Source organism: Bifidobacterium subtile (genome assembly GCF_000741775.1).
Classification (GTDB): domain Bacteria; phylum Actinomycetota; class Actinomycetes; order Actinomycetales; family Bifidobacteriaceae; genus Bifidobacterium; species Bifidobacterium subtile.
The window spans coordinates 111,717-125,059 of record NZ_JGZR01000016.1; the positions used below are offsets into that span (position 1 = coordinate 111,717).

Here is a 13,343-nt window from a genome sequence, read left to right on the forward strand (position 1 = left end):
CTGCGTCCCTGCCCTCGTACCGCTGCCGCTCTCTTCGCGCCGCGCGCTGCTGCCAGCATCCGCTGTCATCGTCTGCCTGCGAATCACGCCACCCACTGTACTGGGGACAGGAACCAAAGTCGCCTGCGGGCACTGCGGCCTTGCGGTCGAACATAGTGGAGATTATACGAGGTACGTTACGCAGTTGATTCATCGCCAGTGTCGCCATCATCATCACCGTCGCCGCGCACAATCCGGGAGTTCCGCGCAGACGACTCCGCGCTCGAAGCCTGCACGGGCCAGCTCAGCCAGCTCAGCCACCGTGACGCGGCGCCCTCTATCGCGACCCAGCACAACCCAGCGTGCCAGGTCGTCAGCCTCTTATTTATTTCACGCCATCAGAGCGATGCCGGGTCCAGAAGACGACGCGCGACTGAGCAAACGCGATAAGCCCGGTCAGAATGAGGCCCATCACGGCGAGCACGATGATGACCGCGTAGGATCCGGCGATGTTGAACTGGTAATTGTAGAGCAGGATGCGAGCGCCAAGGCCGGTTTTGGCTCCGATGAACTCGCCGACGATTGCGCCGACAAGCGCGAGCAGCATGTCTGTTTTGAGTCCGGAGAATATATATGGCAGCGCGTTAGGCACTTTGACGCGGCGGAAGACCTGCCATCGGCCGCCACACCGCAGATCGCTAGGGCCGTTCCGCCGTATCCACCGCACCGAGATCGGCAAATGCCAAACCGTCTGCCGAGTCGTCGAGGAAGTCGAACAGCGTATCGAGATACGGAGCAAGCACCCGATTGGGCATGGTGAAAATGCTGTGCACCGAGTCGTCGAAACGCACTAGGCGCAGGTCGCCTCCCGCATCCGCGACCTGCCTGGCGAAACGGTTCTCCGCCTCGTTGAGCACCCAGATGTCCTTGCCGGCCTGGCAGAGCAGCGTCGGGGTTTCGAGCCGCTCGCACGACGAGGGCTTAAGCGCCTCGCGCGAGAGCTTCACCGCCTCGCGCACCCACCCGTATGTGGGCGAATAGGTGTAGTAATGCTTGTCGGCGAGGCGCTGGTCGTAGCACCACCGCATCCGTGCCTCGCTGGCGTCTTCCTCGCCTTGCATATTGAATTCCACGGGGAAGCTGCCATGCCCGAGTGCCACATGCTTCCCTAGCCCTACGCCGCATGCCACTGCCATCAGCGGACCAGTCAGCCACATAGCCATGCCCGTCTGCGGAGCGAGCATCGGGCTGGAAAGCACCGCCTTGTCGAACAGCGACGGATGGCGCTCCATCGCGATGGCCCCGATGCCACCTCCCATGGAATGGGAGAACAGGCCAAGCGGGCGATCGCCGGCGTATTCCCTGCCCACAGTTTGCGTGAACTGCGCCAGATCGGCGGCATAACGACGATAATCATCGATCCACACCAGCGCGGGATCGTTGATGTCACGCGGCGAGTAACCATGCCCGCGATGCTCGAGCACGCACACCGAGTAGCCCTGACACAGGAAATACCAGATCATTTCGCTGTATCGCGTGGCGAATTCCGTGAAACCGTGCGAGACGACCACAGTGCCACGCAGCCGCGCCACGACGCCGTCGATGTTCAGCGCGGCGAATTTCGTCGCATCGTAGCACCGGTAATGCAGCTTGCCCGGCGAAGGCGCCGGCTGGAGGTCAGCGGCTTCGGCCGGCTCCATCCAGCCCTCGTCGCAGCATCGGGCCAGCGCGGGCAACACTGTGTCCCGCATCTCGCCCGCATAGTTCGTTTCATCGATCAGCGGCATCTGCATGCCTTCATCCTAATCGCCAAGGTGCGCAAAAGCCGTTGCATCGACGCGCGGTACACGCCTTCGCATGGCCGACTTGAGCATGCATGTCTCCGGTCGTTGCGGGCCGGCGAAGGACGATATCACAATTCCGAGCGCCCTTGGCGCCAATAGCCCATGAAGGCGACCTGCCGGCGATCGATATGATGCTCGCGCACCAGCAGCCGACGGATATCTCGTACGCCGGCCGCCTCGCCGGCCACCCAAGCGTAGAAGCCGGTCATGCCCGACGGCTCAGGAACCTCCCATAACAGCTCCCGATCGATATCGACTTTTGGCAAAAGCTCATTTTCAGCAGAATCGTCACCGCCGGCGGATCCATCCGTCAACCGCTCATGCGGCATGCCGGTCTTGCCCTCATCGACCGCCGCTATGGCATTGGCCACGCTATCATTGGCCGCCCCGCCGTCGCCCGCCTGATCCAAACGCTCGGCGATGTCCCGGACACGTTGCAGCAACGCCGCTGCGCGAACCCCGCCGTCCCTTGCCAGCCAGTCGACGTGCACGCCGGGGATGTCCGGCAGGTCAAGAGCGTCAGCGGCTTCGGGCACTTCGATGACGACGTCGGCGACGCCATGCCAATGATCGCGTTGCAGCGATTCCAGGATTGCTCCCACCGCCGGCACCGCAGTCTCATCGGCCGCCAGCAGCAACCGCGTGGCTTGGCCGGGGTGAAAATCGATGCCGATCGCCGAATCCGCCGACCGTGCGTTCGGGCCGACGATTCCTGCTTCGTCTCCCGGTTTCGCACGCGCCGCGAATGCGCCAGCCGGGCCGGCTCCTTCATGGATCACGAAATCGACGACGACCTCACCACGTTCTGGTTGCGCCTTGCGAATCGTATACGTCCGAATCGTGTATTGACGCCCGGCCGGCAATGCCCGCCACTGCTCGTACCATGCGCCGCGGCTGATGGAATCGCGCTCGAAGAGCAGCGGATCGGGCCAAGTGCCATCAGGCAGCGGCAGCAGCAGTTTGATGCGCTGGTCGTAGCCGTCAGTACCGAAGCCGGCCAGATCATCGCCTGCGAAGGTGATGCGCATGAAATGCGGGGAGAGCCGCTGCACGCGCGAGACGTGAACCAGATAGGGGCGGAACGCAGGTTCGTCAACCGTCGCGCCAGCATTGGCATCCATTGTCATTGTTCCCGTCCTTCGATTTGCGATAGCTGTGATTGCGCCGGATACGTGCGCGAAGCAGCAATATCTGCTGCAGCACTCTCTGTCGCCACGCCAACGCCTGCCACGCCAACGCCGGCCACGCCATTGCCCAGCTGGCAACGCCGGCGCTCGCGCAGGCTGTGGCTGGAATCGGGCGACATGAATGGGGCTCCCGTCGCCGGGTCGATGCTCACGTCGGCATCCACGGCGAAGACGTCGCGGACCAACGTGCGCGTGATGACCTCCTGCGGCGTGCCGAATGCGGCTTTGCGGCCGTCCTTCATGGCCAGAATCCAGTCCGCATAGCGCGCCGCCATATTCAGGTCATGCAGCACCATGACAACGGTGACGCCCTCCTGCTGATTGAGATCGCCAAGCAGATCAAGGACTTCGAGCTGGTAGGCGACATCCAGATACGTGGTCGGCTCGTCCAGCAGCAGGATGTCGGTTTCCTGAGCCAGCGTCAGGGCGATCCACGCGCGTTGGCGCTGGCCTCCCGAGAGCTCGTCGATGGCCCGATCGGCTTTGCTGGCCAACCCGGTCACGGCGAGCGCGTGGGCCATCGCCCGCTCGTCCTCATGGGTCCAGCCTGCGGCAAGGCCGTGGTAGGGGTAGCGTCCCCGGGCGATCAGGTCGGCGACGGTGATGCCCTCGGGAGCGGTAGGCGTTTGGGGCAGCAGCCCGACGATTGTCGCGACCTGCTTGGTGGGCAGAGCGCTGATCGGCTTGCCGTCCAGCAGCACGGAACCGCTCTTCGGCTTGAGCAGGCGCGCAAGCGCCTTGAGCAGCGTGGATTTCCCGCAGCCGTTCGGGCCGATGATCGCGCCCACCTGATGCGCGGGGATGTCGAGATCGAAATCATGGACTACCGTATGCCCCTCATACGCCAGCTCGAGCCGCTGCGCGCTGAACGTGTGGCCGGGATGGCTGTGCTCGTAGCCATTGCCTCCACCGGCATGGTGTCCGTTGGCGCTGATTATGCTCATCAGAACTCCTGTCTGCGGGTCATGCGGATCATCAGGATCACCAGCACCGGGCCGCCGATGATGCTGGTGATCACGCCGACTGGCAGCTGCGTCGGCGGCACGTGCTGAGCGACGATATCCGAAGCGAGCACCACGCAGGCTCCAATGAGGCCAGCCTGCGCGATGGCGGGTTTGCGCGGGCCGACGCATTGGGCGGCGATGGGCCCGGCGAGAAATGAAATGAAGGATATCGGGCCGCTGGCGGCCGTGGCCACCGATAGCAGCAGCACCGCCACGATAATCACCGCGCCTTGGGTCGGGTTCACGCGCACCCCTAGGCCCGTGGCGACATCACTGCCGAAACGCAGCACATCCACCCGCCGGTTGAGCAGGAGCAGCGCCGCGCCGCACGCGAGCACAGTCGTCAGCAGCGGCGGGATTCCCGGCCATTGCGCCGAGGCCAGGCTGCCGGTCAGCCAACGCGAAGCAGCCTGGATATCCCATTGGTCGCCGCGGATGAGCATCCACGAGCTGACTGCGTTCAGGGCTGCAGCCACGCCGATGCCCATCAGAATCAGCCGGTTCGGCGCAAAAGCGCCATTCCAGGCGAGCCAAGCGACCAGCGCCGCAGTCGCCAGCCCGCCCGCCACCGCAAGCAGCGAAAGCGGCACGCCGGAAGCGCCCAGTACGATGATGCCGAATACGGCCGTGGTATTCGCTCCGGCGGTGATGCCGATGATGTCCGGACTCGCCATCACATTGCGCAGCATATGCTGAAAACTCGCCCCGGCCATGCCGAAGGCGATGCCGCACAGCGCACCGACGATCACCCGGGGAAGTCGCAGCTCGCCGATCACGAAACTCATGCCGGGAACATCACGGCCAGCGATAACCGCCAAGACATCGCCCACCGCATATATCTGATGCCCGAAAATCAGATCGGCGAAGAACAAGACGAACAGCAGCGCCGCAAGCGCAATCGAAATCGCCAGCGAGCGCAACGAGGCCTTGCGGCGCAGCCACCGCAGATTCAGCGCGATATCCGATTCTTGCGGCGGCTGCCGAAGGCCGGTCGCACCGTTGCCGGATGCACCGGATGCGCTATAATAATCCGCTGCACTAGAGGTCTCGCTGACCATGCCAGAGATATGCATATAATCCCGTTCCGCGTTCATCGCTATACCTGAGCCATCGTGCGCCGGCGGACCAGCGTCACGAACACCGGGGCGCCGATCAGCGCGGTGACGATGCCGACCTCCACATCGGCCGGACGTGTGATGATTCTGCCGACGACATCCGCGACCAGCAACAGCAACGGTCCCATCAGGGCGCTGGCCGCCATGATGCGCCGGTAATCCGATCCGACGATCAGCCGGGCCGCATGGGGCACGACCAGTCCGACGAAGCCGATGGGACCGGCCAGCGAGGTGGCGCCGGCACACAGCAGCACCGCGCCCACCCAGATCGTCACGCGCGTGGCGCGGGTCTTGAGCCCAAGCCCTACGGCGAGTTCGTCGCCCAACGCGATCGTGTTCAGCGACCGCGCGGAAAGGAAAGCAATGACGAATCCGGCCAGCAGCAACGGCACGATCGGCAGCATCAGATTGAATCTGGCCCCGGAAAGCCCGCCGACCTGCCAATAGCGATACGTGGAGATCACATCGACGCGCGGCAGCAGAATCGCGGCGGTCAGCGAACTGAGCACCGCACTGAGCACCGCGCCGGCCAGCGTCAGCTTGAGCGGGGTCGGCCCGGACCTGCCCATTGATCCCACTGCCCACACGGCCGCTGCAGTCGCGCTGCTGCCGAGCAGCGCCACCCACACGTATTGGATCGGCGTGGACAGTCCAACGAACGCGATCGAGCAGACGATGGCGAAGGCGGCGCCCGTGTTGAGTCCCAGAATGGAGGGGTCGGCCAGCGGATTGCGCGCCACGCCCTGCATCAGCGCCCCGGCGACGGCCAGGCTGGCCCCCACCAGTATGCCAAGCACGGTGCGCGGGATTCGCAGCCGGATGGCGGCAGCGGAGATATCATTCGACGACGTGGCAATCGCGCGGACAATGTCGCCAGCGCTGACATTGCGCGAGCCGAACACGATCGAAAGGACGCACGCGAACGCGATGGCCATGAGCAGCAGCGCAACCATGGCCGCGCCGCGACCACGGCGGCGCTCGCGTTCATGCGCTTTTGCGGCGTTTGCCCGATTGCGTGAAGCAGGCGCGGCTGCGCCCGCCGCGTCGGTCGCCGACGCGCCTGTTTGCACTGCGCTGGCTTTCACCGCGTCAGCGTTCACCGGTTCATCATTCACTGTGCTGCCGTTCACTGTATTGCTCGATCACCGCTGTTTTCAATCACACCATGTTTTCGTTCGTCTGGGCTACGTCCGCTTCAGCCGCCGATCAGACTTTCGCCGCGGCTTCGCCGAGCAGTCTGACGTATTCCTTGGTGGTCGCGGGAATCGAGAGCGCGGACGGGTCGAGCGCGTTGGCCATCTCCGTGGTGCTGTCGATCACGACCACCGAGCCGCGTTTGACCGCTGGGATCTTGGAGAGCAGCGGATCCTTCTGCATGGCAGCAAGCAGGCCGGGCGTGCCGTAGGTGACGATGATGTCGACGTCCTTGTAATCGTCGGCATGCTCTGCGGAAACGTCCTTATAGAAGGAGTCGGTTCCTGCCGAGGCTTTCTTGATCGAGTCTGGGGTGGCGAGCCCGAGGTCGTTGAGGAGCTGCGGCCGCACATCGGTGGTCGTGTAGATGCTGAAATTGGAGAGCTTGGACGCGTCGAAATACATGACCGCGCCGGTTTTGCCCTTGAGATCAGGATATTGCGCGGCGGCGCTCGTGAGCTGATGCGCCAAGTCGGCGATAAGCTTCTTGCCTTGCGCCTCCTTGCCGATCGCCTTGGCGGTGGTGGTGATCATGCTGCGCCACGGGTCGCCCCATGCGACCTTCTGGTAAGCGATGGTCGGCGCGATTTTGCTCAGCGTCTCATACTGTTCCTTGGTCATGCCCGACTGCAGTCCGATGATCAGATCCGGCTTGGATTCGGCGATTGCCTCCACGTCGATGTCATCCGATTCGTCATGCAGCTGCGGCATGTCGGATTGGCTCACGCCCATCTTGTCCAGCGCGTCTTTGGTCCACGGCAGGAAGCCGCCGTCGACGGTTTTGCCATACGTGTTCTTCTGGATGCTCACCGGCACGACGCCCAAGGCGATGAGATTGTCGAAGCTGCCCCAGCCGACCGTGGCCACGCGCTTGGGCTGCGTGGCAATCGTCGTGGTGCCATAGGCGTGTTTGATGCTTACCGGGAATGCCCCGGAGTTGGCGGAATCGTTCGCCGAGGCGGAAGCATTGGAATCGCCGGCGCCGCTGGCATCGTTGGACGCGCCTGAGCATGAGGCCAGCGCGACCAGCGAGCATGCGGCCACTGCGGCTGCGGCGAAGCGCAGCACTCGGCGCCGAGCGCCTGCCATCAATGGGGCGTGCGAGGTATGCGATGTGGCTGACACCAGTGATTGCATGGTATTTCTTGTCATAGTATTCCTTGTCATAGCATGGTCAGCTTCGCTGTCATTCACGATGCGCACGCCGGATTCGCGATTCGCGTTGGTTTCGCGTCCGCGCAGCGCATCCGCGCAACGAACGGAGTCGGCTACAACATATCAATGAAATGCCGCCAGCAACAGACTTGTAATATCGCTCATACTGTGGTAAAAGCCAACCATTTGCATAACTGCAAGGGTGATGGATGGTTCGAGATGCTCCTCGTGTTTTCATCACGCCAATAGGCTGATCGGCGTGATGAAAACACGAGAAACCCCGGCAACTTGCACTTTCCTCACGTCAGCATCGTGCTTTGCGTGGCGAAAAGACGAGGATATGCAATTTCCCCTACTGCAGTTTCCTCATGCTCCCGCCATGCAAATAAGCCTCAACGGCCCCGGGCTTCAGCAGCCCTCGGACAGGCGCGCCGAGCGGGCGTTCATGCCCAACGCGTTGTAGAGGAAGTCGCGCTGCAGGGTGAGCAGGTTTTCGGCGACCGTCTCGTCGTTGGTCATATGCGTGATGCCTGTCAACGGCAGATAGGTGTGCGGGCGGCCGGCGGCCATCAATGCCTGCGAGAGGCGCAGGGAGTGGGCGATGGTCACGTTGTCGTCGGCGAAGCCGTGGATGAGCATGAGCGGGCGGCGCAGCTTCGGCGCGTCCGCGATGATGCTGTTGCGCTCGTACACCGCCGGATCGAGGCCGAGATAGCGCTCGGTGTAGTGCGTGTCGTACAGCGTCCAGTCGGTCGGCGGCGCACCGGCGCAGGCGGCATGCACCACATCGGGCGCGTCCAGCACGGCGAGCGCGGAGAGATAGCCGCCGTACGACCAGCCGATCATCGCGACCTTGTCGAGATCGGCCTGCGGCTCAGCGTCGGCGAGCGCCTGCACCGTTTCGATCTGATCGGCGAGCGAGATTTCCTTCATGTTCTCGAAGATCTCGCGATCCCAGCGCGGGCCGCGACCAGTGGTGCCGCGCCCATCGGAGGTGACAACGAGGAAGCCCTGATCGGCCCACCACTGCGATTCCCAGTAATATGACTCGCTGAACACGACCTGTTGGAAGCCCGGCCCGCCATACGGCTTCAGGAGCACCGGCAGCTTGTCGGCATGCGCGTACGGGCTTTCGGCGCTCGGCCGCGTGATGGCTGTGAACAGCCGGTGTTCGCCGAGCCTCGCAAACGTGGTGTTCGGCGTAAAACCGGGAGCCGCGGCATGGTTCTCGATTGCGGCGCGGAAGCTCTTCGCGACGGATGCGGCCGGTGATGCCTTGCCTGTGGTTTTGGCTGTTGCCTGAGTTGCTGCGGATAGCGCAGCGGCAGTCTTACCGCCGAGCGCACCGGTATCATCCGCCGCTGTCTGCGTGACGATATGCGTCATCGTCGCATAGGGACCATGCATCGAGCGCCCGGTGACGACCAGCCCGCGCCCCGAGCGCGATGCCGTGTACACGCCGGGTTCGCCAGTGAAAGGGGTTGCCCTGCCGTCATAATCGAAGGCGATCACATCGAAACTGCGGGCGTCATGCTCAGCAAGCGACTCGCGCCATGCATCGGCGGGCCCGGCGAGAGATACGTCCGAATCAGCCGAACCGGATAAAACGGGTGAAACCGCAGAGTTGACCGAGCCCAGCGACGCAGCCGAACCGTCCGAACCAGCCGAGTCAAGCATTCCAACCGAACCAGCCGAAGCGCCCTCCGCCGCAAGCTCGTGCACCGCATGCAGCTCATCCAGCTCCGGCGTGCGCTGCACGACCGCCAGCACGTTCTCGTCACGCACGTCGAGCACTTCGCGCACCTGCCATCCGGCCGGGGTGAAGGCCACGCCGTCGATGGTAAGCCGATTGGTGTCGGCTGCCATGTCATTCGACGCGCACAGCAGCCGCCCGTCCGGCGTGTAGGCCGGCGTGCCGGGAATCAGGTCGAGCCACTGCTCGTTGGCATGCTCCTCAAGCACGCTCGTCATGCCGGTAGGCTCCACCGCGAGCACCTGATCGCGGTTCTGCCGCCGGTTCTGCACCAGCAGCAGCGGGCGCTGGCCAGCCGTCCAGCGCACCGCCGCCACGTATTCGTAAGCCTTGCGGTCCCAGGCGATGCGCCGCGCATCCAAGCCGCAGGAATGGCCGCGCCCGTCGAAGCTGAGTCCGGCCAGCGTCAGATACACGTCGGCATTGCGCGTCAGCGCACGCGGGTAGCGCCGGGGAGTTGCCGGAATCTCGGGGTCGGCGGGGTCGCTGATATGCCACACCGGTTCGGGCGCGCTGTCGAAGGTCTCGAAGATGATGCCGTCCGAATCGGGCGACCACCAGAAGCCGTCATAACGGTCCATCTCCTCTCCGGCAACGAATTCGGCCAGACCGATGCGCCAGGTATCGTCCTCTTCGTCATCGCCGACCCCCCACAGCGCGGCGACATGATCACCCGTCGAAAGAGCGTCTTCGTCCTCCTCCTCGCCGCAGCGATGAACATGGGAATACGCCGCATGGGCATGGCTGATCGCCGCCATATTCGCAGCGTAGTCAGCCGCGCCCGCATCGTCGGATGCGTCCGCGTCGGCGTCGGCGGCATGAGCAGCATCATCGGATTCACCGGCTGCGGAAAACTCAGCAGCGCCGGCAGACTCCTCAGCACCGCCTCGCCCGCCATCGACGTCGAGATTGCCTGCGGCACCCGCCGCACCGCCGCGATCAGCGGCATACATCTTGTCGGCATCGCCAACATCGTCAGCCTCATCCGCATCATCCCAATCGGCGATATCGATGATCACCAGATGTTTGCCCGTGGTGTACAGCACATGCCGACCATCAGGCGAAATACGCGGGTTGAGCACAGGCGCATACTCGGGATGCTCCTCGGTCAGATCGCCAGCGCCCAGCTGACGCGTCCTCGCGTTTTGGCCATCCGGGTCGATTTCGGTGAGGAACAGCCTGCCGTCGATGGTGAAAACCACGCGATTGCCGACCGCATCAGCCGAATACGACACGATGCCCCGCCCGCCTTCGCGCGCACGTTCGCGACGAGCCAATTCCTCGGGCGGCACGTCTTCGCCTTCCGCGTCGGCCAACAGTTCGCGCGGGTCGGCCAGCAGCAATTCGCGATAGCTGCCATCGGAGCCGATTGCGCTCATCCACAACGCGGTCACGAGGTCTTCGGGGCCATCGGAACGCAGGAACAGCGCACGTGCGCCATCGCCGATCGCCTTCGCCGACCTGGGAGCGCCGCAGGTGAAGCGCAGGGTGCGGGCCTTGAGCCGGGGAAATTCTCGTATCGCTTGTGAAACACTCATGTTCTACAGGCTAGTGCCCCGTTGCCCAAAAAGACAGCCCGTGGGATTTGCGCAGTTTCCTGCGGGCCGATGCAGCTCTCTCGCATCCGCGCCGGCGTTCCATCGCGCCCGGAACCGGCCCCGCACCGGCCGAATCACGTCAGCCGGCCTTTTCAGCACGAATGATGATGTGCGCTCCGCTGCTGTCGGTCGTCGCGAAGAGATACGCGTCGCCGCCGTCGCGCAGCTTGAGTCGTTTGCGCAGCTGGGAGACGGCGAGCGGGAAGTTGCGCACGGTGATGTTCGCCTGCTTAAGGCCCGCCAAGCCGACTTTGAGCGCGCGCTTGCTCATCGTCATGGTCGAGACGATGCGGAACCGGCGGCCAGGAAAATCGGCGACAGGTTCCTCCGTCACGAACAGATGGCTGTTCGGCGCAATCTGACGCACGCCGAATCGACGTTCGATCAGCGCGAAGCATCCAGCCTTCATAAGCGCGGCATTGGGCTCATACAGGAACTGCCACGCGCTGTCCGCTTCCTTCTGTCGTTCATTTTCCACAGCCAACGATTCCGCGTTGTTGTCCACAGTATTGCCATCCACAGCATTGTTGTCCACAGCATTGCCATCCACGTTATCCACCGCATAGCCGCAGCCGCCTGCACCACCGCCCTGCGCAACGTAGGCGAATCGCTGATCGTCATTCACGCATACGATTTGCAGCCGCTCCCCTGATTGCCGGACTTGCGACAGCACGAGCAACAGCTCCTTGCATTCGTTGCCCGCCGCGACGATATGCACTTCGCGCACCGTGCCGCCGAAATCTTCGACGGCTTTGCGCCAGTCGAGCATCGGCGAAAGCTTGACCACCACGAATGCGGCCTTGCGCAGCAGTTCGCCCTGCATCGTCAGCACGTCAGGCGTGCAGTCGGCGATGGCATACGTGCGAGCGCCATGCGCGTCGCGCCGAGCAGGATCGATGAAAACAGCCGACACCGGCTTCATCTGAGCCAGGTAGCGTTCCGCATCGTCGTGCACGACGCGAATGCGGTCCGCCAGTCCGAGCGCGGCGAAGTTATGCTCGGCGATCTCGCATAGACCCTCCTGCCGCTCCACATATACGGCGCTATCGAACACCCGCGCCATGTACGAGCAGTCGACTCCGAATCCCCCAGTCAAGTCGACCAGTACGTCGGGGGCTTTATCGTTCCCTGCAGAGCCGCCAGCCCCGCTCGGTCCGTTAATCAGCCGCTGCAGCAAACGCGCTTTGTACTCGGCCGTGATCTGCGACGAGCACTGTTCCAATGCCAAATGCGGAGGATAGACGATGCCCTCGCATGTCGCCCATTGCGGCAGTTTGGTCTTCGCCATCCGCCACCCGGCTATCTGGTCCAGCGCCCACGGCATATCGATCCGCGGATCATGCGAGTGCAGCGCCAAGTCGCGCACATCCTCGTCGCGACGCTCGCGATGGTCGCGTATGAAAGCCAAAGTCCGGGATGATGTGTGCACACGGCTATTCTAACGGCCCAGTTATTGGAAAAAGCAGTACCGCACCAGCATGAGTTATCCACATTCGCTTATGCACATTGTCCACAATGACAGAATCGTTGGAAAACCAAGCTTTCTAGTTAGTGCAGTGGATAACTGGACGACTTTTCCACATGTTATGCCCCAGTAATACCCATGTTATCCACAATGTTGTCCACCGATGTGGAAAACTACATGCGTGTTATTTGCGAGCCATTCACCAGCACTGCTCACACCGCGCCACGTGCGCATACGACGATGATCACGGCCAAAACTGCCGCTATCGCACCGCCATACACCCACATGCGAGTGTGCATCGACGCATGCTGCAGGCCGGGCACACGCGACACCAGCAGCGCGGCGAGCAGCCCGCCGACGACGAATCCGCCGACATGCGACTGCCACGCGACATTGGGAATGACCAGCGGCATGGCGAAGTTGATCGCCATCCAGATCAGCATCGAACGCAGCTCGATGCCCATGCGGCGGTACACGATCAGCAGCGCGGCGAACAGGCCGAACAGCGCCCCGGAAGCGCCATACGCGCTCACCGACCAATCCGAACGCAGCCAGGCCCAGAGCGACAGGCCCGCGGCCCCGCCCAAGCCCGAGATCAGATACAAGGCCAGATAATGCCAATGCCCCATCAATCGCTCCAAGGTCGGGCCGACCGACCACAGCGCCAGCATGTTGAAGCCCACATGCATGGGGTTCTGCGCGTGCAGGAACAGCGAGGTCAGCCAGCTCCACGGGTGCGATATGGCGAGATACGGCGCATACAGGCCGCCGCCCACCACGTTCACATATAGCGCAGGAGAAAGATACCTGAGCACGACCTCAAGCACCCACGCGGCTGCGCAAAGAGCGATGATCGCCTGCGTGACGACGGGTCCGCCGTGATGCCAGTCGTAGCGGATGCTGCGCATGCTCAAGTTAGCCATTGCTCCACTGTACCGGGCGGTCAAAACCGACATATCGACGTTGTTGCGCAACCTTCCACTCAATCGTCACAAACAAACCCCTATGATGGGAAGAGGAATCGGTTTGGACGAGCAAGCCGATGCGAT

At 63.2% G+C, this 13,343-nt stretch carries 10 protein-coding genes; all 10 read right to left on the bottom strand.

What is annotated here, in order from left to right:
- Positions 1-364: 364 nt before the first annotated feature.
- Positions 365-706 carry an ABC transporter permease gene (locus tag BISU_RS12250; RefSeq protein WP_226839198.1) on the bottom strand — a complete coding sequence of 114 codons (342 nt, stop codon included), beginning with the start codon at positions 704-706 and terminating at the stop codon, positions 365-367.
- The gene (locus tag BISU_RS10240) at positions 678-1,772 is read right to left on the bottom strand and encodes an alpha/beta fold hydrolase (RefSeq protein WP_024463854.1); all 1,095 of its coding nucleotides are present in this window, start codon (positions 1,770-1,772) and stop codon (positions 678-680) included. The genes BISU_RS12250 and BISU_RS10240 overlap by 29 nt, the downstream gene beginning before the upstream one ends.
- Before the next feature lie 119 nt (positions 1,773-1,891).
- Positions 1,892-2,950, bottom strand: a complete 1,059-nt coding sequence (locus BISU_RS10245) for a siderophore-interacting protein (protein ID WP_081672737.1) — start codon at positions 2,948-2,950, stop codon at positions 1,892-1,894.
- Positions 2,947-3,954, bottom strand: a complete 1,008-nt coding sequence (locus tag BISU_RS10250; RefSeq protein WP_024463852.1) for an ABC transporter ATP-binding protein — start codon at positions 3,952-3,954, stop codon at positions 2,947-2,949. The genes BISU_RS10245 and BISU_RS10250 overlap by 4 nt, the downstream gene beginning before the upstream one ends.
- Entirely contained in the window at positions 3,954-5,108 is a 1,155-nt protein-coding gene (locus tag BISU_RS10255; protein WP_024463851.1) for a FecCD family ABC transporter permease, read from the bottom strand. The genes BISU_RS10250 and BISU_RS10255 overlap by 1 nt, the downstream gene beginning before the upstream one ends.
- 2 nt (positions 5,109-5,110) lie before the next feature.
- Positions 5,111-6,244, bottom strand: coding sequence for a FecCD family ABC transporter permease (locus BISU_RS10260; protein WP_226839110.1), 1,134 nt, complete (start codon positions 6,242-6,244; stop codon positions 5,111-5,113).
- 91 nt (positions 6,245-6,335) lie between these two features.
- On the bottom strand, positions 6,336-7,475 hold the full coding sequence (locus BISU_RS10265; protein ID WP_161787747.1) for an iron-siderophore ABC transporter substrate-binding protein: 1,140 nt from the start codon (positions 7,473-7,475) through the stop codon (positions 6,336-6,338).
- A 411-nt stretch (positions 7,476-7,886) separates the two neighbouring features.
- Positions 7,887-10,769: an alpha/beta fold hydrolase gene (locus BISU_RS13270; RefSeq protein WP_024463848.1), complete on the bottom strand. Its 2,883-nt coding sequence runs from the start codon at positions 10,767-10,769 to the stop codon at positions 7,887-7,889.
- Between the two features lie 139 nt (positions 10,770-10,908).
- Positions 10,909-12,258: a class I SAM-dependent methyltransferase gene (locus BISU_RS10280; protein WP_033503099.1), complete on the bottom strand. Its 1,350-nt coding sequence runs from the start codon at positions 12,256-12,258 to the stop codon at positions 10,909-10,911.
- A gap of 248 nt (positions 12,259-12,506) precedes the next feature.
- A complete protein-coding gene (locus BISU_RS10285; RefSeq protein ID WP_024463846.1) occupies positions 12,507-13,217 on the bottom strand; it encodes a rhomboid family intramembrane serine protease in 711 nt (236 codons plus the stop codon).
- Between the last annotated feature and the right edge of the window lie 126 nt (positions 13,218-13,343).